27 protein-coding genes and 3 tRNA genes are annotated in these 25588 nt (G+C 34.2%); 10 read left to right on the top strand and 20 right to left on the bottom strand.

The features are described from left to right. Positions 1-245: 245 nt before the first annotated feature. The 16 genes from OF897_RS15155 to OF897_RS15220 form a co-directional block, all read right to left on the bottom strand. On the bottom strand, positions 246-941 hold the full coding sequence (locus OF897_RS15155; protein WP_267266518.1) for a helix-turn-helix domain-containing protein: 696 nt from the start codon (positions 939-941) through the stop codon (positions 246-248). 49 nt (positions 942-990) lie between these two features. Next, positions 991-1089, bottom strand: a complete 99-nt coding sequence (locus OF897_RS21700) for a hypothetical protein (RefSeq protein ID WP_407648332.1) — start codon at positions 1087-1089, stop codon at positions 991-993. Positions 1090-1192: 103 nt separating this feature from the next. Next, the gene (locus OF897_RS15160; protein ID WP_267266519.1) at positions 1193-1639 is read right to left on the bottom strand and encodes a hypothetical protein; all 447 of its coding nucleotides are present in this window, start codon (positions 1637-1639) and stop codon (positions 1193-1195) included. A 3-nt stretch (positions 1640-1642) separates the two neighbouring features. After that, positions 1643-1864, bottom strand: coding sequence for a hypothetical protein (locus OF897_RS15165; protein ID WP_267266520.1), 222 nt, complete (start codon positions 1862-1864; stop codon positions 1643-1645). Positions 1865-2002: 138 nt separating this feature from the next. Then, positions 2003-3736 (bottom strand): sensor histidine kinase, encoded by a 1734-nt coding sequence (locus OF897_RS15170; RefSeq protein ID WP_267266521.1) that lies wholly within the window; start codon positions 3734-3736, stop codon positions 2003-2005. After that, positions 3736-4860 carry a sensor protein KdpD gene (locus OF897_RS15175; protein ID WP_267266522.1) on the bottom strand — a complete coding sequence of 375 codons (1125 nt, stop codon included), beginning with the start codon at positions 4858-4860 and terminating at the stop codon, positions 3736-3738. Before OF897_RS15175 ends, OF897_RS15170 begins: the two co-directional genes overlap by 1 nt. Positions 4861-4991: 131 nt before the next feature. Continuing rightward, on the bottom strand, positions 4992-6368 hold the full coding sequence (locus OF897_RS15180) for an outer membrane beta-barrel protein (RefSeq protein WP_267266523.1): 1377 nt from the start codon (positions 6366-6368) through the stop codon (positions 4992-4994). A 32-nt stretch (positions 6369-6400) separates the two neighbouring features. After that, entirely contained in the window at positions 6401-6961 is a 561-nt protein-coding gene (locus tag OF897_RS15185; protein ID WP_267266524.1) for a K(+)-transporting ATPase subunit C, read from the bottom strand. A gap of 93 nt (positions 6962-7054) precedes the next feature. Further along, on the bottom strand, positions 7055-9064 hold the full coding sequence (gene kdpB, locus OF897_RS15190) for a potassium-transporting ATPase subunit KdpB (protein WP_267266525.1): 2010 nt from the start codon (positions 9062-9064) through the stop codon (positions 7055-7057). A gap of 18 nt (positions 9065-9082) precedes the next feature. Beyond that, positions 9083-10771 carry a potassium-transporting ATPase subunit KdpA gene (gene kdpA / locus OF897_RS15195; RefSeq protein WP_267266526.1) on the bottom strand — a complete coding sequence of 563 codons (1689 nt, stop codon included), beginning with the start codon at positions 10769-10771 and terminating at the stop codon, positions 9083-9085. Positions 10772-10908: 137 nt separating this feature from the next. Next, positions 10909-10986, bottom strand: a complete 78-nt coding sequence (locus OF897_RS21705; protein WP_407648333.1) for a potassium-transporting ATPase subunit F — start codon at positions 10984-10986, stop codon at positions 10909-10911. 2 nt (positions 10987-10988) lie between these two features. Then, positions 10989-11366, bottom strand: coding sequence for a DUF7674 family protein (locus tag OF897_RS15200; RefSeq protein WP_267266527.1), 378 nt, complete (start codon positions 11364-11366; stop codon positions 10989-10991). 111 nt (positions 11367-11477) lie between these two features. After that, on the bottom strand, positions 11478-11612 hold the full coding sequence (locus tag OF897_RS15205; protein ID WP_267266528.1) for a hypothetical protein: 135 nt from the start codon (positions 11610-11612) through the stop codon (positions 11478-11480). Between the two features lie 11 nt (positions 11613-11623). Beyond that, the gene (locus OF897_RS15210) at positions 11624-11983 is read right to left on the bottom strand and encodes a DUF7674 family protein (RefSeq protein WP_267266529.1); all 360 of its coding nucleotides are present in this window, start codon (positions 11981-11983) and stop codon (positions 11624-11626) included. Positions 11984-12144: 161 nt separating this feature from the next. Continuing rightward, entirely contained in the window at positions 12145-13497 is a 1353-nt protein-coding gene (locus OF897_RS15215) for a sigma-54-dependent transcriptional regulator (RefSeq protein WP_267266530.1), read from the bottom strand. 138 nt (positions 13498-13635) lie between these two features. Beyond that, on the bottom strand, positions 13636-13965 hold the full coding sequence (locus OF897_RS15220; protein WP_267266531.1) for a hypothetical protein: 330 nt from the start codon (positions 13963-13965) through the stop codon (positions 13636-13638). Positions 13966-14150: 185 nt separating this feature from the next. Here OF897_RS15220 and OF897_RS15225 point away from each other — a divergent pair, with 185 nt between their 5' ends. The 10 genes from OF897_RS15225 (at position 14151) to OF897_RS15270 (ending at position 22092) form a co-directional block, all read left to right on the top strand. After that, positions 14151-15995 (top strand): chloride channel protein, encoded by a 1845-nt coding sequence (locus OF897_RS15225; RefSeq protein ID WP_267266532.1) that lies wholly within the window; start codon positions 14151-14153, stop codon positions 15993-15995. 109 nt (positions 15996-16104) lie between these two features. Then, positions 16105-16668, top strand: a complete 564-nt coding sequence (locus OF897_RS15230; RefSeq protein ID WP_267266533.1) for a hypothetical protein — start codon at positions 16105-16107, stop codon at positions 16666-16668. Positions 16669-16674: 6 nt separating this feature from the next. Beyond that, entirely contained in the window at positions 16675-18798 is a 2124-nt protein-coding gene (locus tag OF897_RS15235; protein WP_267266534.1) for a cation:proton antiporter, read from the top strand. A 178-nt stretch (positions 18799-18976) separates the two neighbouring features. After that, a complete protein-coding gene (locus OF897_RS15240) occupies positions 18977-19297 on the top strand; it encodes a hypothetical protein (RefSeq protein ID WP_267266535.1) in 321 nt (106 codons plus the stop codon). Between the two features lie 77 nt (positions 19298-19374). Continuing rightward, positions 19375-19629 carry a 30S ribosomal protein S20 gene (rpsT, locus tag OF897_RS15245; protein ID WP_048501176.1) on the top strand — a complete coding sequence of 85 codons (255 nt, stop codon included), beginning with the start codon at positions 19375-19377 and terminating at the stop codon, positions 19627-19629. A gap of 10 nt (positions 19630-19639) precedes the next feature. Continuing rightward, a tRNA-Glu gene (locus tag OF897_RS15250) sits at positions 19640-19711 on the top strand. 98 nt (positions 19712-19809) lie between these two features. Further along, positions 19810-19881: transfer RNA gene (locus tag OF897_RS15255), tRNA-Glu, on the top strand. 98 nt (positions 19882-19979) lie between these two features. Further along, positions 19980-20051, top strand: a tRNA-Glu gene (locus OF897_RS15260). A gap of 128 nt (positions 20052-20179) precedes the next feature. After that, a complete protein-coding gene (locus OF897_RS15265) occupies positions 20180-20836 on the top strand; it encodes a FadR/GntR family transcriptional regulator (protein ID WP_267266536.1) in 657 nt (218 codons plus the stop codon). Between the two features lie 29 nt (positions 20837-20865). Further along, on the top strand, positions 20866-22092 hold the full coding sequence (locus OF897_RS15270) for an MFS transporter (RefSeq protein WP_267266537.1): 1227 nt from the start codon (positions 20866-20868) through the stop codon (positions 22090-22092). Between the two features lie 107 nt (positions 22093-22199). Here OF897_RS15270 and OF897_RS15275 read toward each other — a convergent pair whose 3' ends face one another. The 4 genes from OF897_RS15275 to OF897_RS15290 form a co-directional block, all read right to left on the bottom strand. Further along, positions 22200-23141, bottom strand: a complete 942-nt coding sequence (locus OF897_RS15275; RefSeq protein ID WP_267266538.1) for a transporter — start codon at positions 23139-23141, stop codon at positions 22200-22202. A 12-nt stretch (positions 23142-23153) separates the two neighbouring features. Beyond that, on the bottom strand, positions 23154-24200 hold the full coding sequence (locus tag OF897_RS15280; protein WP_267266539.1) for a cytochrome-c peroxidase: 1047 nt from the start codon (positions 24198-24200) through the stop codon (positions 23154-23156). After that, on the bottom strand, positions 24193-25020 hold the full coding sequence (locus OF897_RS15285) for an MbnP family protein (protein WP_267266540.1): 828 nt from the start codon (positions 25018-25020) through the stop codon (positions 24193-24195). Before OF897_RS15285 ends, OF897_RS15280 begins: the two co-directional genes overlap by 8 nt. A 196-nt stretch (positions 25021-25216) precedes the next feature. Next, positions 25217-25585 carry a hypothetical protein gene (locus tag OF897_RS15290; protein WP_267266541.1) on the bottom strand — a complete coding sequence of 123 codons (369 nt, stop codon included), beginning with the start codon at positions 25583-25585 and terminating at the stop codon, positions 25217-25219. Positions 25586-25588: the final 3 nt, after the last annotated feature.

Here is a 25588-nt window from a genome sequence, read left to right on the forward strand (position 1 = left end):
TCAATCTCTCGAAGCACAGATAATTATGTAAAGACCACAGAGATGTTTCGGCGACGCTGCGCTTTGATCAACATGACAATCGTGCTTTGCTTAACATGACAAAAATAATAAAGCCTTTAGATTATAGCTTATAACAAGCTTCTCGATACGATTTTTTTCAAAAACTTACTCGAAGTGACGATGATAATGATTCAAAATACACAACGGATTTATAGATTTATTCGAGAGGAATTATACAGGTTTGGTTACTGAGTACTTTCATCTTCACTCAGTTTCTGAATAAAATATGATGGTGTTACTTTATTTATTTTTTTAAAAGCTACAAAAAAGACCTGCGGTGATGCATATCCGCAAACTTCAGCAAGGTGGCTGGTTTTATAATTTCGATATTTTGGTTCATTATAAAGCTTATGGACAATGTAGTTGATCTTTAAATGATTAATATAGCCGCTGAAACTGTGAGATTTATGACTTTTTATGACTTCAGAAAGATACTTAGAGTTGGTATTTAGCTGAGTAGAAAGCAAACTGATGGTAAGATTGGGTTTAAGAAACTCTTCTGAGTTTTCAAAGGCTTCTAATTGATTAAGAATTCTTTTCTCTGTTTCTGTTGAAATTATATTTTTGTTTGCTGCATTAGCTTCTGTTTTTTGAGGTATTGATTCGTTTTTCAGTTTATCAATCATCAATTCATAGCTCTTATGCAGTTTTTTATTGTTTCTTCGCCAAAGAAAAAATCCAACTGATGCTGCAATTAATATGAAAGCCCCACCTGCAATTAACTGTTTTGTTGATTTTTCTTCGTGCTCAACTTCAACTTCCTTTGTTATTTTATTTATTGTTTTATTGGCATTGGTTCTACCTACATCAGCAATGCTGTCTTTTAGAAAAGAATAATTGGTCATATAAAATTTAGACTTTTCTTTTTCTCCCAGCTCCATATAAGAGGTTGCTAAAAACTCATAAGATTCTACTCTATCCTCTGGATCTCTAAAAAGTTTTTTCCAACTCTAATGCACGCTTTGCAAAGTCTATTGATTTTTGATACTCCTTTTTCTCCATATACAACCAGCTCATCTGATTCAGCATAGTAGTTTTATTTGTAACAGGTAAAGTATATCTCTTGTCTTCATAAATAGATAATCCTAGTAAAAGATATTTTTCAGCTAATGCTAAACTTCCTTTATTAATATCACTCTCCCCCTATATAAAACATGCCCATACGCATATAGTTAAAGCCAATCTGGTCATATTTCACATCTTTAGTGACTGACTTACTGTTATCGCTTATTTGCTTTGCAAATTCAATACTCTTGGTATAAGTATATACCACTGAATCTCTTGCATTTTTGTTTTCGAATCGTTTGAGATCATATTGTAATCCCATCTCATGATAAAACTGTGATGAATTATATGCCTGTATATTTTTATCTTCAATGTCCTTTGCATATTTCAACGCTATTTTCAAATCTTTCAAACTGGCATCACCGAACCCTAAATAGCCCAGAGCAAGAGCATTTCTATTGTATATGCTTGATATATAACCATCAGTATCTTTCTCATTTTTCGCCACTTTTTTCAACTCATCTCCAAGCTTAATAACATCATTATTTTTGCCTTCACCTAAGTATAATCTCATTAGTTAATCGCCACTAATTAAAATCCCTAATTTATAGTCTAGCTTTTCAGACTGCGCTTTTAACTCAAGGAGAAGAGCCACCTTTTTTTTAGGCTCAAGATCAAGGTCGGGATTTTTTGCAATCTTTCTTAACTTATCGCTAATTTCATGTTCAGCAGGAGTTGTTTGGGCAAAAGCCATTTGAAACGAAAAGAAGATAAAAAATAAGTAGAATTTCGTGTTCATCAGAGTAGAGTTTTCAAGTTTTTTGATTGAATCTAGGCAAATCAAAAATACAACAATACAGCGATGTGATTAAATTAAATAATGATAATTTTCACAAATTAATTGCAGATTACACAAATATTCTAGCTTTAGTTTTTATTAATCATTTTCTCGGAGAATAAAACTAAATATACTACCATTACCCATCTTACTTTCAACCGTAATAGTTCCACCCTGCGATTCTATAAACTCTTTACTTATGCTCAAACCTAAACCGGTTCCTTCCGTCTGAGTTTCGGGAATACGAAAATATCGGGTGAATATCTGTTTTAAATACTGCTCTTCAATTCCCGAACCTTGATCTACAACCGAAAATTTAACTTTATTGAAATCTATTTTCTCTACTTTAATAGTAATATTTGATTTCTCAAAAGAATATCGAATGGCATTAGATACCAGATTATTAAGAACCCAAAGTGTTTTATCTTCATCAGCCGAGATTGTGGTTAATTGAGAATCTATTTCCGTAGTAATGCTAATTTCTTTTTTATCCGCAGCAGATTTATTGGTATTTACGACTTCCTGAATAAGAGCATTTATTTCAAACGGATGAATGTTAAGTTGTGTAACTCCGGTTTCTAATTGGGCTAAATTCAATAATTCTCCGGTAATCTTTAATAACCTCATCGCATCATCACCTATGCCATGTAAAAGCTTTTGCTGTTCTTCGTTCAGGCTTCCAATTTTTTCATTTTCTAATAATTGCAGCCCCATTTGTATCGAAGAAATAGGTGTTTTAAATTCATGAGAAACGGTACCGATAAAACGTGTTTTTGCTAAATCGAGCTCTTTAAAAGGAGTAATATTTCTTAACATAATAACCTGACCAATAAAGCGGCTTTCTTCTTCTCCGGTAGGAATTACATTAATATCAACAATATCTTTTTCGAAATAATTTTCTTTTCCCTCTACATATATTTTTAAAGCTTCAGATGCGTCTTTTTTTGATTCCGGATCTATGATTTCTTTAATTAAAGTTCTTATTAAATCATTGCTCACAGCAACATCCTGAATCTGCTTACCAACAAAATCTACTCTTTTTAAGCCTGAAATTTTCAATGCTTCATCATTTACAAAAAGAACTTTACGGTTTTCATCAATCCCGATTACGGCATCATGCATATTATCAATAAGGGTTTCAATGCGTTTTTTTCCTTTTAAAATTTTATCGATTCTGCTTTCCGAATATTCCTGTAATTTCTCTGCCATCGTGTTGAAAGAACGAGCCAATTCTCCAAATTCACTATTTCCTTCAAATCTTACTCTTTCTTTATAATTCTGTTTTGCTATCTGATGAATACTTGAAGTAAGTTCTCGTATTGGATTCGCAATATTGGCAGGAAGATTCACCATGAGAATAAAAGCAACTAAAAAACACAATATTCCTACAACCGAAATGACGGCAATTGCATTTTGTGCAGTAGAATTTGCAACACTACTTTTGAGCTGAATGGCACTCATATTTAACTGCATTAATTCTGTAATATCCTTGCGAATAGAAGACTGCAGATTAAGGCTATTTTTGTCTCTTTTAAGCTCTAAGAAATGATTTTGAATGTTTTGAGTGGTTTCTTTTTCTCCGGCTTCTGTAATATTTTGAGATTGCAGATTGAGGTTTTTTTGAAATTCTAAAATTGCAAGAGGATCTGTATTGATTTCTTCGAGTGCCAAAAGCATATTTCGGGAATACTGCAACGTATTGTAATTGGCAACCAAAATATTTTGCGTGTCTTTTTTAAGCTGATAAATAAACCATCCTCCCAAAGAAGACAGTATTATAATCATTAAAAACAGCAGTCCGACACCTGCATTAAGTTTTGCTTTTATTTTCATCAGGACAAAATTACTAAATCTACGTTTTGCTTTGAAAGTCTTTTTAATAATGAATTAAATGTATCTGTTGCCAATATAATCCTCCAAATATCCAAATGTGGTTTACCAATACATACCGTTGTAATGTTTCTTTCATCACATTGTTCCATGATAGACAGCGCTATGTTTTTGCTCTCAATTCTGATAATTTCAGCACCGAGTTCCGTCGCTAATTTAAAATTGTTTATTAAATATCTCTGTTTACTCAACGGAATTTTGTCTGATGATTCTCTTGGAACCTGAACATACAAAAGAAACCACTGACTGTTGTAATAATTCGCCAGTCTTGCGGTTTTTCGAATGACATTTTTGGCTGTTTTTTCATTTGAACTGATACAGGCAAGAAATCTTTCTTTTTTTAAACTTTTACCAATTGTAATGTCTGATTCAACTTTTCGGGTGACTTGTGACGCTACTTCTTTTAAAGCCAATTCACGAAGCTGTAAAATATTTTCATTTTTAAAGAAATTACTCAGAGCAGACTGGATTTTACTGCTATCGTAAATTTTTCCTTCCTTCAATCTCGCAATTAACTCATCGGCTGTAAGGTCAATGTTGACGACTTCATCCGCAACCGCAAGTATGGTGTCCGGAATTCTCTCAGCTACTTCTACTCCGGTAACTGCTTTAACCTCATCATTAAGACTTTCTATATGCTGAATATTAACCGCACTGATTACATTGATTCCCGCATCCAAAATATCCATTACATCCTGCCATCTTTTTTTATTTTTGCTCCCTTCAATATTCGTATGAGCGAGTTCATCAACAATCACAATTTCAGGACGGAGGATAAGAATTGCAGGAACGTCTAGCTCTTCCAACTCTTTTCCTTTGTAAAAAAGTTTTCTTCTGGGAATAACAGGTAAACCCTCCAGTAAACTGTGGGTTTCTTTTCTGTTGTGGGTTTCTACATACCCTATTTTCACGTCGATTCCGTTTTGTAAAAGAACATGAGCTTCCTGTAGCATTCTGTACGTTTTACCTACGCCTGCGCTCATTCCAATATAAATCTTGAGTTTTCCTCTTTTAGATTGATTAATGAGATGCAAAAAATCTTCTGCTGATTTTCTTGGTTCTTCCATTGTTTAAAAAATAAAATCCGTCGGAAAGTTTTTATAAAGCACTTAATTTCAAATGGACTTAAAATACTTTTCTAACTATTACACGAATGCTGAATAAATTACTTTCCTTCGGATTTATAAATAATCATTTATTAAAGTCTGAAAATCATCGCTGCAGTAATACGGTTGTCAGATTTTCTAAGATCAGGTCTCCAAGTATCGGTAGGAGTATCTATCCATCCATCGGGACTTGTTGTTCCTTCAGGACCGGCAAAATAAGGAATGTTGCTGCTTCTATATCCGTATTCCAAACGGAAAGTAAAAAACTGATTAGGCATCCAATCAAAAGTAAGAGTTCCTTGTAATGCGGTCAATCTTTTTCCATCTGCCAAAGCATCGTTGAAATCATTATTAGCAACAGGAGAAGGAGAAAATGCCAAATAAGCTCCCGGATTTGAAACAATATCCCCACGAAGAGTTACTGCATATTGATTTTTATTAAACCAGACTCTGTTTGCCAATGATGTTCCGAGCATATAATTGTTTTTTGATGAAATACCTCCACCTGACTGAAAACCATAATGGTTATTCAAACTGAATGCTGCCTGAGAAATACCTTCGCTATCTCTGTTGTTGTAATATCTTGCCACAATACTGTTGTCATGGTGAAAACGTCTTACTCCCGGATTATTTCGGGTATCTTTTCCATTCAGGTAAAAATTTGCAACCAACTGAAGGTTTTCATTAGGTCTGTAGTAAGTTGAACTTCCAAATCCTAAACCTTTGTTCCATGAATTATAAGATTGCCATCCGTTTAAAATCCAGATTTCCTGTTTCAATTTTTTTGAAGGATACATCTGAACTCTCGCTCCCTGAAAGTAGAATGGCGTAAAATCACACGGAAGACTTCTTTGGTAATTCCAGTTTTCATTCAGAACATAACTTTCCAAACCAATGTAACTCATAAACATACCTGCTTCAACGTTCAATCCGTGCATTACATTAAAATGATATCCTGCAGCAGCTTCACGAATGTATTTAAGATTATTGATATTGGTGTTACGACCATGACCTGTACTTCCATCCAAATCCTGTACAATAGACCCCATTTGTCCGAATTGCAGCCAAAGTCGTCCGATAATATTTTTGTAATTGGTTTCGACTCCCAAACTTGCCATGTTAATGGTTACTTCATTTGATCTTCCTATCGCTGATGAAATAGTGTGCGTATTATCTTTTGGCTGATGAAAATTATGATTATAGTATGCATCAACATAAGCTACAGCGGTAAGTATTGTCTCGCCGCTTTTATCTTTTAAAGTTAAAGGATAGTCTGTTTGGCGGTTTTGTCCATTAATCCATGAAAGGTCATATCCTTCAAAAGGAATTTTTGAAATCGGTTTTATTGAATCTTGAGAGATATTCGAAATTTTCAGACTGTCTTTCTCAATATTTTGAGCTTTCACAGCATAAGAATTCAGCCCAATAAGAGCAATTACCATTAATGGTTTAGTAAATGATGATTTCATTATGTTTTAGATATAATTTAAGTTTTAATAATTTATTTAAGTTCGTCCAGTGCAAGATTGAGTTTAAGGACATTTATTTTTTCAGGACCAAATAATCCTAACAAGGGTTTTTCTGTTTGCGAAGCAATTAAATCCATAATCTGATCTTCTCTGATTCTTCTAGCTAAAGCAATTCGTTTCACCTGTATTTTAGCACCTTGCAGAGATATATCAGGATCTAGACCGCTTCCGCTTGCCGTAATTAAATCTACAGGAACTTCCGCTCTTTTCAAACTTGGATTTTTCATTAATAAAGTATCTAACCGTTTCTCAACATCCTTTAGATATTCTTTATTTGATGGACCTTTATTACTTCCGCCTGATCCCGCTGAATTGTATGCAACAGCTGAAGGTCTAGACCAAAAATATTTATCCTGAGAAAATGACTGACCTATATTTGTATAATAAGTTTTATTACCTGATTGTATTAAATCGCCTTTGCCTTTGGAAGGAAATAGCTGTGCAAAACCCCAGATTATTGCTGGATAAATCACCGCAAAAAGTACGATACACAAACCCGTAAGTTTTATAGCTGGAAAAATTTGTTGTTTCATGAGAATGAAATTTATTGGGCAAAGAGCAGGAAGAGAGTCGAAAAAGTTAATTTTTATGTCCAAAAAAATCCTTCCTGTCTTCACCTTAATTGTTTAAAAAAATAATGAGACGATAATATCAATGATTTTTATTCCGATAAAAGGAATGATAACACCACCCAATCCGAAAATCAGTAGATTTCTTCTCAGAAGTGCCGAAGCACCAATCGGTTTGTATGCAACACCTTTTAAAGCTAAAGGAATGAGAATAGGAATAATTACAGCATTAAAAATAACTGCTGATAAAATGGCTGTTTCCGGACTGTGAAGATTCATAATATTTAAACCTTGCAAAGCTGGAATTGCAGTGATAAATAAAGCTGGTATAATGGCAAAATATTTCGCAACATCATTCGCAATACTGAATGTCGTCAATGTTCCTCTTGTCATCAACAATTGTTTTCCTATTTCTACAACTTCAATCAGTTTTGTAGGATCATTATCGAGGTCAACCATATTTCCGGCTTCTTTTGCTGCTTGAGTTCCGCTGTTCATTGCAACACCAACATCTGCTTGAGCTAATGCAGGAGCATCATTTGTTCCGTCACCCATCATCGCTACCAATCGACCGTCGTTTTGTTCTTTTTTGATGTAATTCATCTTGTCCTCCGGTTTTGCTTCAGCGATAAAATCGTCCACTCCCGCTTTTTCGGCAATAAATTTTGCAGTCAAAGGATTATCTCCGGTAACCATTACTGTTTTGATTCCCATTTTTCTTAACCGGTCAAAACGCTCACTGATTCCTGGTTTGATAATATCCTGAAGTTCTACAACTCCTAAAGCTTTTTCGTTTTCTGAAACAACTAGTGGAGTTCCACCATTCTGAGAAATCTGTTTGACTATTTCTTCAATTTCTAAAGGAAAAATATTGCCTGCATCGGTTACGATTTTTCGGATGGCGTCGGTAGCTCCTTTACGAATTCTGATGTTATCATAATCAATTCCTGAACTTCTGGTTTCAGCCGTAAACTGAATAAACTGCGGATCATTAATTTCATAGCTCAAAGGATTAATTCCCGCCAATTCTATAATTGATTTTCCTTCAGGAGTTTCGTCTGACATTGAACTGAGAACAGCTGCTTTAATCAAATTATTTTCATCTACGTCATTTGCGGTGTGAAAATGAGTAGCTTTTCTATTTCCTATGGTTATTGTTCCGGTTTTATCTAAAAGAAGCACGTCAATATCTCCCGCAGTTTCTACCGCTCTTCCGCTTTTTGTAATAACGTTGGCTCGTAAAGCTCTGTCCATTCCTGCAATTCCAATTGCAGATAATAACCCGCCAATTGTTGTTGGAATCAGACATACAAAAAGTGAAATAAATGATGCTATGGTAATACTTACATTGGCGTATTCTGCAAATGGTCTTAAAGTAATACAGACAATGATAAAGACCAATGTAAAGCCTGCCAATAAAATGGTTAAAGCAATTTCATTGGGTGTTTTTTGTCTTGAAGCGCCTTCTACCAATGCAATCATCTTATCTAAAAAACTTTCACCTGGCTGAGTGGTCACTTTTACAGTTATTTTGTCTGACAAAACTTTTGTTCCACCAGTTACAGAACTTTTATCACCACCTGCTTCACGAATAACCGGAGCTGATTCTCCCGTGATGGCACTTTCGTCAATTGTTGCAAGACCTTCAATAATTTCTCCGTCAGATGGAATAATGTCACCACTTTCACAAACGAAAATATCTCCTTTCTGAAGTTTTGATGATGAAATAAGCTGTCCATCCCGAAGTTTAGCAGGCGTTTCTTCTCTTGTTTTACGCAGACTGTCTGCCTGAGCTTTCCCTCTCGCTTCTGCAATTGCCTCTGCAAAATTTCCAAAAAGTACAGTCAATAAAAGGATGATGAGAACTACAAAATTATAAGAGAAGCTACCTTGCGACTGTTCTCCTGTTAAAATCCAAATATTCACAAAAAACATTACCAATGTTCCCAACCATACAAGAAACATGACCGGATTTTTAATCATCAGCTTAGGATTCAGTTTCACAAAAGACTGTATTAATGCTTCCTGCATTAAGTCTTTCTGAAATAATGATTTATTATTATTCATTTTAATTCTACTAAAATTTTAGTTCATTGAAAAATATTCTGCAATAGGTCCTAATGCCAATGCAGGAAAGAAAGCCAGTGCCGCAATAATTGCTATGACAGCAAAAACCATAAGCCCGAATGTGGAGGTATCTGTTTTGAGCGTACCTTCTCCTTCAGGAATATATTTTTTCTGTGCTAATAATCCCGCAATTGCTACCGGACCGATAATGGGCAAGAAACGACCGAGAAGCAGGACAATTCCGGTAGAAATGTTCCAAAACATATTGTTATCACCCAAACCCTCAAAACCGCTTCCGTTGTTGGCAGCTGAAGAAGTATATTCATAAAGAATTTCACTGAAACCGTGAAATCCGGGATTATTTAAAGTAGAGGCTCCAACTTCAGGAAAAGCTGTGGCAATCGCTGCTCCTACCAAAATAAGAAAGGGATGAAAAAGTGCCACAATCATTGCAATTTTCATTTCACGGGCTTCAATCTTTTTCCCCATAAATTCGGGAGTACGACCCACCATTAATCCGCTGATAAAAACCGCAAGAATGATATAAATGAAGATATTCAGAATTCCAGCTCCATCACCGCCATAAAAAGCATTAACCATCATTCCTACCATCTGCGTCAAGCCTGAAAGTGGCATCGAGCTATCATGCATTGAATTAACAGATCCTGTAGAAATTACGGTCGTAACAATACTCCAAAACCCCGAAGCAGCTGCACCAAAACGGATTTCTTTACCTTCCATTGCCCCTAAAGAATTATCAATTCCTAAATTTTCAATCAAAGGATTTCCGTTCATTTCCATAATAACAGTGGGAACTGCAAGAAGTAAAAATCCCGCAGTCATAACACCAAAAATCATGTACCCGAATTTCTTTTTTCTGATGAAATAACCAAATGCGAAAACCATTGCCATTGGAATTATAAACTGACCAATCATTTCTATCATGTTGGTAAAATAGCTTGGGTTTTCCAGTGGATGTGCGCTGTTTGCCCCAAAAAAACCTCCACCATTGGTTCCTAAATGTTTAATCGGAACAAATGCAGCAACAGGACCTGTGGAAACTTCTACCGACTGACCTTCGAGACTTGTCACTGACTGTTTCCCTTCAAAAGTCATAGGAACTCCCTGAAAAAGAAGAAAAATTGCCATCACAATGGATAACGGAAGTAAAATTCTGGTGGATGATTTCAAGGAGTAATCATAGAAATTCCCCAATTTATCTGCTGCTTTTTCACGAAAAGCTTTAAAAATAACGATTGATGCAGCCATCCCCGTTGCAGCAGATACAAACTGAAGAAACATAAGCCACATCTGCCCAAAATAGCTCATCGCTGTTTCTCCTGAATAATGCTGTAGATTACAATTAACTAAAAAAGAAATGGCAGTATTAAAGGCAAGATCGGGTGACATATCGGGGTTTCCATCCGGATTGAGTGGAAGCCAACTCATATTCATCAGGACAAACATACTTATCAAAAACCATAAAAGATTAATAATCAGTAATGCAGAAAGGTGCTGTTTCCAGCTCATTTCCTTTTCAATATCAATTCCGGAAAATTTATAGAAGATTTTTTCTACAGGCTTCAATATCGGATCGAGAAATGTTTTTTCGTTGGAATATACTTTTGCAATATATTTCCCTAAAGGTATTGCTAATAACAAGGTTATGAGAAACATTGCTACAATACCAAAAATTTCAGTATTCATAGTTCGTTTAGCGAATTAATTTAAATTCTTTTACAGTGATGATTAAATAAAGAAAGCCAACAACAAAGCACATCCAAAAAAGTAAAGTGCCACATTCTTTGATTTTATTTATCGTATTACGCTTCATTTTGTTGGTTTTAAAATTTTTCAGGTTTTACAAGCACGTAGCACATATAGAAAAAAATGGCTATTGCTGTAATGAATAATAGTGTCATATCTAATATTTTAGTTCTTTATCAAGCTTTGATTGTGATGAATGAATTTTTTGAAAATCACCTGGAATTTCCTGATAAAGAAATTTCCATTGTTGAGGTTGAAGGTTTTTTCTCAAACTTTCAAACGACCTTACGAAAAGGTTTTCTATAATGTATCTTATGTATGAGTTTCCGTTTTTGTAAATCCAGTATATTCGCTTAATTGAAATACTGATTTTCTGAATCTTAGAATTTTGAGACAGGCTTTTCATATTGTCTATTGCGACCTGTATTATTCCGGGAAAATTGTTCTGTACAGAAAGTTCTGTAATCTCGTTCCGAATAGAAGGATAAAACACTTTCATGTATTCTGCTGCGGTTATTCTGTTAATCTCTTTCAAAACTTTATCCTTTTTTAAATTTCATCGAAGTATTCAATAATCCGAAAGAACAATGCGAAGAGAAGCAGCCCCAAAATCAATAAAATAATAGTTGTCATGATAGATTTATAATTATTGAATTACTGCCGCTGCTACAAAAACACCTACAATTACGGCGATGTTGATTGTAATAATTTCAAGATTGTGCTTTGTACGAATAGATTTCCATTCTTTCCAGCTTCCGATTTTTCTGATTTTTGATTTCATATTTTTAAAAATTAAATACCTGATTTATAAACCTGATGCAAATAATTATTCTGTAGACTTAATGACATTTTATCAAAAATCATTTTTTTGTAAGCCGGTTCGCAGCAAAACGTAAAACTATCTAAGGAATAAACAAATACATTTTCTATGGCATTTTTTAAAGCCTGATCGCCTTTACTGTAAAGCGTATTCATCTTCTGAATAGACTTAATCAAAATTTTTTGGTCATTATCTTTTATGAGCTTTTTAATTTGTTTTGTGAAAACATTAATTACCATAAAAGGCGAATTGGTTTTGTAAGATTCTTTAAAATCTTCTTGAGTTTCAGGGATTACTTTGATGATCTCTGTAACAGCATCTGTATGATTCATTTAATTCTATTTTGAATACTTAATGCCAAGATGTATTCCGAGAGCGAAAAATAATTTATAAATATTTGAAAATCAAAATATTAAAAATAAAATCCAATCTATTTAAAAACAAAAAACCCTATCAAAATGATAGGGTCATTATCAGAATGGAAGTATTCTGTTTATAAAATTTTGTATTCTTCTATTTTTCGGTACAATGTTGCAATACCTATTTCTAATAACCGAGCGGCTTCGGCTTTATTACCTTTTGTATGATTAAGCACTTTTTGAATTTGCATTTTTTCTGCACTTGCCATTGAAAATGCTGACATTAATTTATGAAAATCACCACTTCTTTCAGAGCTGTTTTCTGCAATATCTGAAGGAAGTGTTTCAATATCTAAAATAGAGGAATCTGTAAGAATCACACTACGCTCAATCACATTTCTAAGCTCACGAATATTTCCTTTCCAGCTATGTTTTTTCAAAGCTTTAATATAATCTGCGGAAACAGTTGAAATATTTTTCCCGGCTTTTCTTGCAAAGGTTTTCAGAAAAAAATTGGCAAGTAATTCAATATCTGTGGTTCTTTCTCTCAAAGAAGGAAGGTTAATTTTAAAAATGTTGATTCTATAGTACAAATCTTCTCTGAAGTTTCCTTTTTCAATTTCTTTTTCAAGATCTCTATTGGTTGCAGCGATGATGCGAACATCAGTTTTTATGGGTTTACTGTCGCCAACTTTCAGAAATTCCCCTGATTCTAAAACCCTTAATAATTTTGCCTGTAAATCTAAAGGCATCTCACCGATTTCATCTAAAAAAACAGTTCCCAGATTGGCTTCTTCAAAAATACCTTTACTGTCTTTTAATGCTCCTGTAAAAGCTCCTGCTTTATGGCCGAAAAGCTCATTTTCCAATAAATCTTTTCCAAAGGCCGAACAGTTTACCGCAATAAAATTTTTCTTATTTCTTTTACTCGCATGATGAATTGCCTGTGCAAAAACTTCTTTACCTGTTCCGGTTTCTCCCGTAAGAAGTACAGTTGCATCAGTTCCCGACACTTTTTTAGCAGAATCGATGGAAGAAATTAAGACATCTGACTTTCCTATAATACTGTCGAAAGACTGCTTATTATCCAGTTGTTTTTCAAGCTGAATAACACGTTTGTTCAGTGCAACTTTTTCTGAAGCTTTATAGATAAGCGGAAGAATTTTAGTATTATCGTCGCCTTTCGTTATATAGTCAAAAGCTCCGTTTTTAATCGCCATTACTCCATCAGGAATATTTCCGAAAGCTGTTAAAAGAATAACCTCAACAACCGGAAATTTTTTTTTAATTATTTTTGAAAACTCTACTCCGTTACCATCGGGAAGTTTAACGTCACAAATGACAATATCAATGTCAGAAACTTCAAGTCTTTTTAGTCCGGACTTCAGATTGCTTGCTTCGTAAACTTCAAAGCCTTCCAAACTGATAATACGTGACAGAAGTGATCTGATTTTTTCTTCGTCGTCAATAATTAAAATAGTATTCAATGCTGTAATTTATAATGGTCAAAATTAGAACTTATACCGGATAAAATAATTAATTGCTACTGATAATTTTCTATACCAATTTCCGCAACACAATAATTAAGTTAAATACGAAAGAAAAATCTACTACTCTTCACAGAATCAATCAAGATTATTATATGTTTTATCTAATACATATTGATTAAAGTTGTTTTTTCTATAAACTTTAAATTTACCTGTATTCGCTTCTTTAGAAATAGAATCTCCAACTTTAATATCTAATGGTAAAATTCCAGTTGAATCAACTCTTAATCCATTTTTTAAATAAAACTCAGTCGTTCTTAATTGCCAATTACTTCTTTTTACAACTTTGGAGTTCACTTTTTCAAGATAAAATCTGTTGTTAAGATGATTATTATAAACTAAAAATACGACAACAGCTATTATAACAATAACGATTGGCAAAAATTTTATGTACTTGCTCTTCATCATATTTTAAAATTAAATTTTATTTAGAATGCCTTAATAGTTCTTTATTTCATCACTATTAGATTTTCTTATAAACTCTCCAAAACTAATCATTTTTTAAAAACAAAAATCTACTTCAGCCTCCCTGAAAAAATATTCCCTAAATTTGTGGCTTCTATCATTTCAACTCACTCTCAAAATTTAAGCAGGTGAAAATTCATAATAAAAGAAAGTTTCTTAGCTTTTTGAAGTTTAAAAGAGACTTTCAAAAGTATGGACTTGAAAAAGCCCGCAGCTACGAACTCATACTTCATTGGCTAAACACCAGATTAAGCCGAAACCAATTTCTCGTACTTTCGGGAATTCTTGTGGGCTGCACCGCAGGTTTAGCAGGAGTTGTTTTAAAAACTTTGGTTCACAGTATTCATAACTTTATCACTACTAAAGTTCATTTTGAATATCAGATTTTATTCTACATTATATTTCCATTTCTAGGAATTGTTCTCACAACACTTGTTGTTTTAAGCATATTTAAAGGACAAGACAGAAAAGGAATTGGTGCTATTTTATATGAAATCGCCCAAAATTCGAGCATTGTTTCTTCGGTAAAAATGTATTCACAGATTATCCAAAGTGCAATTACCGTTAGTTTGGGAGGTTCAGCAGGTCTTGAAAGCCCGATTGCAGTTACAGGAGCAGCAATTGGTTCTAATTATGCACAAACTTACCGCTTAACTTATAAAGAAAGAACTCTTTTATTGGCTGCAGGAGCAACTGCAGGAATTGCTTCAGCATTCAACGCTCCGATTGCAGGAATTATGTTTGCTTTCGAAATTTTATTAACCGGAGTGGTTTTTACAGATTTCATTCCTTTGGTTGTTGCGGCGGTTTGTGGAAGTTTACTTTCTAGAATCTTACTTCAGGAAGATGTACTTTTCAGATTTTATACAAGAGAAGCTTTTAATTATCTAAATGTTCCTTATTATTTAATTTTAGGAATTTTCAGCGGATTGTATGCAAGATATTTTGTTGTGATATCGCAAAAAGTGGAGCATTTTATAAAGAATTTAAAGTTTTCCCGACTTAGAAAAGCAATGTTTGGCGGAGCGGTTTTATCGTTGCTTTGTGTGCTTTTTCCACCATTATTCGGCGAAGGTTATGATACGGTGAAAGCTTTTACTAACGGAAATACACATTCCATCATAGAAAACAGCTTATTCAGATATTTTGAGATTAAAAATTTCACCATTATTATTTTCCTGGTTCTTGTTCTCTTATTGAAAGCATTTGCAACCTCTTTTACCATTTTCAGTGGCGGAAACGGAGGTAATTTTGCACCTTCCCTTTTTGCAGGTGGCACGGTTGGTTATTTATTTGCGATTATTTGTCAGCAATTGGGTTTTGAAAATGTTCCGGTTACCAATCTTGTTTTGGTTGGTATGGCAGGAACGATGAGTGGTGTAATGTATGCTCCTTTAACTGCAATTTTTCTGATTGCAGAATCAAGTTTTGGGTATGATTTATTTATTCCTTTGATGATTGTTTCGATTATTTCTTATTTGATTGCCAAATGGTTTTCTCCTATTTCTCCTGAGTTAAAATCATTGGCAGATCAGGGGAAAATTTTCACGAATAAACATGACGAAAATTTATTATTTTCTCTTAAAACCGAAGATTTCATCGACAGATATTCTCAGACAATTTCCATCAACGCACCCGTTACAGAACTTTTTGATTTAGTAAAAAACGGAAGTAAAAATATTTTTGCTGTCGTAAATGATGACAAAACATTGAAAGGAGTTTTAACATTAGATGATATTCGACCTTATTTATTTTCAAATGATGAAGTTTCGGCAACTCTGATTCAAATGATGAAAACTCCTGTTGCCATTATTCATCCCGAAAATCAGCCTTTGGAAATCCTTAAAATATTTGACGACACGGGAGTCTGGAATTTACCCGTTGTGGATGAGAGAAATCAATTCATCGGTTTCATCTCTAAATCAACAATTTTAATGAGTTACAGACAGCTTTTGAAAGACTATTCCAACTAAAATTCAATCCCATTTTTAGTCTTTATTAAACATTTAAGACTTCTTTTCTACGTCGAAAAATAGGTTTTATCCGTAAGTTTTCCTTATATTTAGGGAACAACTTATTTTTATGAAAAATCCTATACTCTTCATTTTCCTCTTATTATTTCTCGTTAACTGCGACAACAAAGACAAAGCAAACGATTTAGAACAAAGAGAAAAACAATTATTAGATAAAGAAAAATCTTTCGCCGTAAAAGAAGCAGAGTACAATTCACTCATAAAAATGAGAGACAGTATTTTCTCGCTGCAACATTCAGATTCAATAAAAATTGTAAAATGGCCGGATGAAATTACCGGTTCGTGGACTGGAAAAGTAATCTGCACAGAATCTAACTGCAGTGATTATGTTGTGGGAGATCAAAGAACCGATACTTGGGAATTTGACAGTGATTCACTGCAATTATTCTCCAAAATCATCAACAATAATAATTTAGTACGATTATACTCCGGAAAGTTTGAAAACAACGAAATCAAACTTAATTTTAAAACAGATTCCACTGCAAAAAAGACAGTGGACATGAATGTTCTTTTAAATGATATTTCAGATACGAAAATGAAAGGCATAAGAACAATCGCCGTTGACAACTGTGTAGCAAAATTTTCTGTAGAATTAGTTCGTTCTAAAAAATAGACACCAATGACTTTACTAAGCATACACAACCTGAGTCTTCCCATCGAAGATCCGATACTGAAGTTTCTTTTGGTGCTTATCATTATTTTGGCAGCACCACTTTTACTCAATAAGATCAAAGTTCCGCATTTGTTGGGGTTAATCATTGCCGGAGCTGTAATCGGCCCGAATGGATTTAATGTTTTGGCAAGAGACAGCAGCATTGTAGTGACAGGAACCACCGGATTGCTTTACATCATGTTTCTCGCAGGTTTGGAAATCGACATGGGAGATTTCAAGAAAAACAAATGGAAAAGTTTAACGTTCGGAGTTTATACCTTCGTTGTCCCTTTTGTTTTAGGATATTTAGGTGGAATTTATATTTTAAATTTCTCGGTTTTAACTTCTATTCTTTTTGCCAGTTTATTTTCTTCCCATACACTAATCGCCTATCCTTTAGTCAGTAAATTAGGAATTGCTAAAAACTCAGCAGTTAATATTACGGTTGGAGGAACGATGATTACGGATGTTTTGGCGCTTTTGGTTCTTGCGATTATCGTCGGAATGTCTCAAGGTGATGTCGGAACAGAATTTTGGCTAAAACTTTCCATTTCATTTATTGTTTTTGCAGTGGTTGTTTTGGTTATTTTTCCAATGATTGGAAGATGGTTTTTCAAAAAAGTGGATGATAAAATTTCGCAGTATATTTTTGTATTGGTGATGATTTATCTCGCTGCTTTATTGGCAGAATTAGCCGGAGTTGAAGCGATTATCGGAGCCTTTTTTGCCGGATTAGCTTTAAACAGATTGATTCCGCATACTTCTTCATTAATGAACCGTGTAGAATTTGTCGGAAACGCTATTTTCATTCCGTTTTTCCTGATTAGTGTCGGAATGTTGATTGATTTTAAAGTTTTCTTTAAAAGCTGGGAAACCTTGGAGGTTGCAGGAATTATGCTCGTTGCATCGATTGGAGGAAAATATCTTTCGGCTATTGCGACTCAAAAAACTTTCAGACTTTCTAAAGATGAAGGGAAACTGATTTTTGGTTTAAGTTCGGCTTCCGCAGCGGCCACATTAGCTTCCGTAATGGTTGGTTACAACATTATTCTTTCTGAAACTGAAACCGGAGAACCAATCAGACTATTAAATGAACACGTTTTAAATGGAAGTATTTTATTAATTCTGATTTCGTGTACCATTTCATCATTTATATCAATGGCAAGTGCGCAGAAAATTGCAGAACAAGATAATGAAGAAACCGTTTCCGGAAACAGCCATGAACAGGAAAATATTCTATTAGCCTTAAATTATGAGGCGACCGTCGATAGAATGGTAAATCTTGGAATTTTAATTAAAGCCCATTCAAATACAGAAAATTTGTTTGCACTAAATGTGATTAATGAAGATAAAAATGAATCTTCCGTAAAAAATGCAGACAAACTTTTACATCAAGCAACCGATGCAGCTGCAGCAGCGGATGTGAAAATTCAATCTTTAAAAAGATACGACAACGATGTCATTAATGGAGTAAATAACGTCATTAAAGAACAAAATATCACCGATTTAATTATAGGTTTGGAAGATGAGAAAGGTTTTTCTCCTTCTTTTGCCTACAATCTTTATAATGGATATTTGCAGAGCGATGATGTAAATGTTTTGGTTTATCATGCAGCGCAACCTTTATCTACTATAAAAAGATATGCTGTAATGATTCCGGAAAATGCACATAAAGAAGCTGGATTTTTCCACGCTTTGCTGAGAGTTTGGAATATGGCAAGAAATTCCGGCGCTACAATTACTTTTTATGCAACAGAAGAAATTTTAGACATTTTACAAAAAATCATTAAAAAAGCCAACATCGAAGCCGAATTCATCATCATGAATACATGGAAAGATGGCGAAAAAACAGCAACTCAATTAAAAGATAATGAAGCGCTTATTGTTTTTATGGCGAAAAGAGGCATGAGATCTTATATTCCACAAATGAGATTGATTCCTGAACTCATGAACAAATATCTGCATGACAAAAATTATCTGTTGATTTTTCCTTTTTCAGAGTTTGACAGTACCAATTCCGAGAAAAGATCGGTGGGAAATCATGATGATTTTATGGAAATAGGAAATGTAATTAAAAAGATTTTCAAGTAATTATGTAATATTTTGCGTAAATTTCAAATTTGATTTTGTTTAACATTTGAAAAATATTACTTTTGCAAAAGTTTAGAATGACTGAGAGATCAGTCAACAGGATAAAAACTGATAAACATTTACACTTATTTTTAAGCGTAAATAATACAGTCCTTATAGAGCTACCAAATTTTATATCATGCCGAATTTAAAAATTCAAGAAGCAAAACTGCTTTTTAATAAGATTCGCTCTAACCCAAAAAGTTATGATTTAAAAACTAGTACGGAAGGGATTACAGGCAAGGATGATAAAATTAGTTTCAAACTCTATAAGAGCGGAGAAAAAAGTACTTTTGAAGTAACCATTGATGGACTCACTTTTTCCAACTCTACCGGAGAATGGAACAATGCGATAATTATGTTGGAAAACATAATTCATAAAATTGAGAAGGAAACTGAAAACAACAAAGTACAATTAGCCTTAGACAAGCTTAAAAAGTACCTTTCAGAAGAAAACTAAAAATATTTTAAATTAATTAAAAATAAATTTGGTGGGTAATAAAAAAGTTTATAAATTTGCACTCACATTTAAACGATATGGCTAATCATAAATCAGCACTTAAAAGAATAAGACAAAACGAAGTTAGAAAAGTTCGTAACAGATACTATCACAAGACTGCTAGAACAGCTCTAAAAGTTTTAAGAAACGAAGAAAACAAAGCAGCTGCTACTGAGCAATTGCCAAAAGTTATCGCTTTGTTAGACAAATTAGCTAAGAAAAATATTATTCACAAGAATAAAGCAGCTAACTTGAAAAGTAAATTGACTAAGCACGTTAATAAATTAGCGTAATTATATAGTAGGCCCGTTCGTCTATCGGTTAGGACCTCAGGTTTTCATCCTGGTAAGAGGGGATCGACACCCCTACGGGCTACTAATATTAATTGCTACTAACCGAGGAATTAAATAAGAGTTGAATCTTATAAAAACAAAAAAAGCTACCCCTGTAAATTTATTTGCAGATTGGTAGATGGCCCGTTCGTCTATCGGTTAGGACCTCAGGTTTTCATCCTGGTAAGAGGGGTTCGACTCCCCTACGGGCTACTAATTTTAATTGCTACTAACCGAGTAATTAAATAAGAGTTGAAACTTATAAAAACAAAAAAAGCTAACCCTGTAAATTTATTTGCAGATTGGTAGATGGCCCGTTCGTCTATCGGTTAGGACCTCAGGTTTTCATCCTGGTAAGAGGGGTTCGACTCCCCTACGGGCTACAAAGAGATTTCAAAATTTTGAAATCTCTTTTTTTGTTTAGATATGGTCAAAAATCATATCTGAAATAGAGTCTATGTTCTTTTAAAATTATAATTTTGTAATTCATCAGATGATATGATGTTATAATATGCAGATTCAAAGAAAAACTTTAGCACAGGAAGTGGCAGATAGATTAATCGAAGGGATATCCAGCGATGAATATGCTATTGGTGAAAAACTTCCGATTGAATCTGAGCTGATGAAAATATACGGCGTTGGCCGATCAAGTATCAGAGAAGCAATAAAAATTTTATCCATCAAAGGAATTCTCAATGTGCAGCAAGGCGTGGGAACCTTTGTGGTTGCTAAAAATGCTCAGGAATCTTTAGAATCGCAAATGAATAAAGCAGAGATTCAGGAAGTACAAGAAGTTCGTTCTCTGTTGGATTCAAAAATTGCAGCAAAAGCAGCGATGAACCGAACGGAGGAAAATTTAAAAAATATTAAAAAATATTTGGATCTAAGAACTCAGTACGCAGATGAAAATCTCGCGACAGAATGTTATCAGGCGGATATCAATTTCCATCTGGCCATTGCAGAAGCTTGCGGAAACAAACTTTTACGGGAAATTTACAAAGTGGCAACAAAACATATTCTGAGTTCTTTTGAAATCAGACATCACAATAATACGGACTCATTTAAAATTTCTCAAAAAATACACGCTGACCTTTATCAAGCTATCGAAAATGGTAATGCTGAAAAAGCGTCCATTATTGCACAAAAAATAGTTGATCAGATTTACTAAAAAAAATTTAATAAAATTCATCAGATGATATGATGAATAAAAGTAATATTATGGAAAATATCTCTACTAAAACAATTGACTCCACAAAAATTGTTTATCCTATCCTGTTCATGATTAGTTTTTCTCATTTTTTAAATGATTTAATTCAATCTACCATTCCGTCACTGTATCCTATTTTAAAAGGAGAATTCAGTTTATCTTTCGCTCAAATCGGAATTATCACCCTGGTATTTCAGCTCACTGCTTCTATTTTGCAACCCTTTGTAGGAATTTATACTGATAAGAAACCTAACCCCAGATCTTTAGCCATCGGCATGGGATTATCAATGGCCGGATTACTATTATTGGCCGCTGCTCATCAGTATTATGTCATTCTAATTTCTGTTGCATTAATCGGAATGGGCTCTTCTATTTTTCATCCTGAAGCTTCAAGGGTTGCACAATTGGCATCGGGTGGACAAAAAGGATTGGCTCAATCTATATTTCAGGTGGGTGGAAACTCAGGAAGTGCTATCGGACCTTTATTGGTCGCTTTAATTATTCTTCCTTTAGGACAAGGTTATGTAGGCCTGTTTGCCATTGCAGCTTTCATCGGAATCATCGTCCTGTGGAGAATCGGGAATTGGTACGCTGAAAGATTATCGTTGAAAAAATCTGCGAAACATCCCAGTGATATCATTGAAATACAGCTTTCTCGTAAAAAAGTTCTGTTTTCAGTGACTATTTTATTGTCTTTGGTATTTTCAAAATATATTTATTTAGCATCAATGACCAATTATTTTACTTTTTTCCTCATTGATAAATTTCACATTTCGGTACAAGATTCTCAGTTATTTTTATTCATGTTTTTAGCGGCAGTTGCTGTAGGAACTATTTTAGGTGGAAAATTGGGCGATAAATATGGCAGAAAAAAAATAATCTGGATTTCTATTTTAGGAGCCGCACCATTTACACTTTGCCTTCCTTATCTTTCACTATTCTGGACCATTACATTTGCAGTTATCATTGGACTGATCATTGCTTCTGCATTTTCTGCAATATTAGTTTACGCCACTGATCTAATGCCCAATAAAATCGGATTGGTTGCAGGATTATTTTTCGGATTTATGTTTGGGATGGGAGGAATTGGTTCTGCAATATTAGGCGCTCTTGCAGATGACACCAGTATAGAATTTGTATTTAAAATTTGCGCATTCTTACCTTTAATGGGGATCATCACCGCATTTTTACCCAATATAAAAGGACATAAAAAATAGTCCCCAACACTGTTGATGAGAACTATTATCATTAAATAGTAGAATTTAGGTTTAAGAAAGAATTACTACAATTGATTTTTTACTTAAAATTCTATTTTCTATTTATTTTAAATTCCAAAGTTGATAAAAATACTGAATCTTGATTTCGCTTCAATATCGCCTCCAGCTAAATTGGTGTAAGCCGGAAGCATGACTTCTGTTCCCAAACTGAATTTTTTATAAGAAGCTTCGAAACCTAACTTTCCATACAAAGCACTTCCTGCAGTTTTCGGAAGTGCTTCTTTATATTGACGATTTCGGTCATAGACTTCACCCTGAAAACCTAATTTTGCAGAAAGAATGCTTTTCTCATTTCCAAAAATTTGATAGAATCCTGTGGCTGAATAATTCCACTGATTGCCGAACTGATAGTGTTTTTTGTTTTCAGTTTTAATCGTGTAATCGGTATTGAGAAGCACAGCCAGTTTATTTTTCTGAAATCTGTAATTTAAAACTGCCTGATAATCCCAACTTCCGGTTCCCAGCTGAAAACTCGGATTGACTCCGGAAATTCCTTTTTCATCAAACTTTCCGAGCGGCATTTTTACTCCAACTCCGCCATTGAGTTGATGGATATTATCTTTTGAACTCATCAACTGATAAATTCCCATTACATTAAAATCGCCTATTCCATTGATATCGATGTCACCCTGCAAAGTTTTCTTTTCATGAAAATGAAACAGCAGACTTCCGTAAATACTCAATTTTTGAGTCAGAGGAATTTTTGCCCAAAGCTGAAGGGTATTGAAATATTGATCCTGCGTTAAATCATTCACAAACAAATTCTCGTTCGCCTTATAATGCTGAGCGAAATATTTAATTCCGATAAACTGAGGATTTAATAAAGATTCAAAACCTGACGAACCATTTCCTGCTGCACAACCACAGGCATCACAATCATTAAATAAAATTTCACTCAGATCGTTTGGAATATATAAACTGTCATTGATCGTTTTAGCCTGATTTAAATTAAATAAAATCAGACTTAAGATTAAAAATATCTTCTTCATTTTAATTAAAATTTATTCCGCAAACTTGGGATTAGAAATAAAACTTTTGTCGGACAAAGTCTTGAGAAAGGCAATAATGAATTGTTTTTCCTGAGTATTCATAGTGATTCCGACATGATTATTTTGTTTCAATTGCGGATCGAGATTGGGATTATCCTCAACATTGTCTGAATAAAAATTAAGTACCGCATCCAACGTGTAAAATCTTCCATCATGCATGTATGGTGCAGTGTATTCCACATTTCTTAAGCTTGGAACACGGAATTTCATCCAGTCATTTTGATCCAGCGTTACACGATGTCGTCCCGCATCTTTAAACTGGGTATTGTAATACATTCCCGTGTTCCTGAAACTTTCATCGGTAAACAATTCTCCGCTATGACACGAAGAACATTTCTGCTGAAACAAAACCATTCCCTGAGATTCTTCAGAAGATAAATTTAATTTCCCCTGCCTAAACTGATCATATTTGGAATCCGCTGAAATTAAAGTGGCCATAAACTGCGACAGTGCTTTCAACACTCGTTCTCCAGTAATACTTTCGTCACCGTAAGCCTGCTTAAACAATTTTTTATAAATACCTTCTTTACTAAGTTTTGCGATTACTTCAGGCATTGAACTATCCATTTCGTTTGCATCTGTAATTGGAATGATTGGCTGTTGGTTTAAATTATGAATCACGCCGTCCCACATATAGCGTTTCAGAAAAGCCATATTTTGAATAGCCGGCACATTTCTAATTCCGATTCTGTCGTCAATTCCATGACTTACCGTGTGACTATGATGGGTAAATGCATGTTCCTGAATGTGGCAGAAACCACATGAAATCGTATTATTCCTTGAAAGTCTGCCTTCATAAAATAATTTTCTTCCCAACTCTACTCCATTTTTCGTCACTGGATTTTCATTTTGATCAAAAGTCATTTCCGGAAAATAAGACGGAAACTGAAGTTGAACTGCTTCATCTTTTTCTAGAGGCTGAATTACCTCATCAGAACAGGAAATGAAATTTAGAAAAGCAATGATCAATAATCCTGTTTTTAAAATAAGCTTAGTCATTATGAACGTGATCTACTTTAAACATTTTCGTTAAATTATTGGTCACATTCACCAAATGCTGATTGGATCCCATCGCCATATTATTGGTCGTTGAAAGACTTAAAGCAGTTTCTCCACTTAAATATTGGTTGAAATCTGCCAGAATATGAATCGAAGGTTTTACAGTTGCCGAAACTCTTGCGGTTGTTGGAAGATCCAAAGTCACTTCACGGTACAGATCAGGAGTATTGTTGGCGGTTACATTTCCCATGTTGCCGGTGTGATTCATAAATTCAGTGTTGGCAGAACTCGTTCCGTATTTTCCTTCGAGTTTTACGAAAATATATCCGGCAGCCCAAAACCAAGTAAGGCTTTCTTTCTTGGCCTTTTCCCAAAACTCTGCCTGTCCGTTTTGTCCAAGTAAATAAGCATTCTGACTTATCCCTAATCCGAATTTTATTTTTTTGTAATTGCCTTTAGGGATTTCATCTAAGTCTACATAAACAATTCCGGCAACGGCTTTCTCCTGATTGATGATAAAAGCACCTTTGTCGGGATTATTTTCGTTGTATTTGAATTCATTTCCGTTTTCGTCAATCAAACTGACGTTGCTGATGACATATTTTAAGGTTGAAAACTTATGTTTTTGTCCGCTTGAAGATGTTTGAGTCGTTTGATTGAGCACAATATTCCCGAGATTATTGAACCCGTTTTCAAATTTGAGCTGAAGTTTTCCTTTTGTTTCCGGTGAGGAATCGTCTTCATCATTGTTACGGCAAGATGTGAAGGTTAGAAAAGTAAGAACAGTAAAGAATAATGATAAAAATTTATTGATGTTCATTGTTGATTTTTTAGTTGAAATGTTGATTTAATGCTGTATCCCGCGATAGGGATGGTAGCGGTTATCCTTTTTGTCTTATCTGAATCGTTGTTTTTATAGACTCATTTCATAGACAAAAAGATATGAGCGGACAGCCCGACCCGAGCTAAGGGTTTAGCGTTGGAGAGGGAATCGCCCAAAAAATTGGTATGTACAACTAAAAAATCGGTGGTCTGAAAATGTTTTTCAGAAAGAGGAAGGTGTAACCTTTTTGGTAAGTGAAATTCAGGTTTGGGAATGAGAAACTGTTCCCGATTGAGGTTTTGAAAATTTCTGTAGGAATGTAAAAATCCAGTACTTTTTGAATGGAATTTTTATCTTTTGAAAGTGGTAAAGAATCGATATCGTTGGTTTTTGACAATTCTTTGGTCAGATAACATTTACCGTTACAATGAAGGTCAACATTTTTCTTATTGACGCAGAGTTCTTCACTGATGTATTGATAATTTACAGCATACTCCACCAACGGAATCAGAGGCCTGAATACCGTAAAAAAGGTGAGAAATATGCTGCAAATTAAATTCAAAGA

This window comes from Chryseobacterium formosum, assembly GCF_026460885.1.
Classification (GTDB): domain Bacteria; phylum Bacteroidota; class Bacteroidia; order Flavobacteriales; family Weeksellaceae; genus Chryseobacterium; species Chryseobacterium formosus.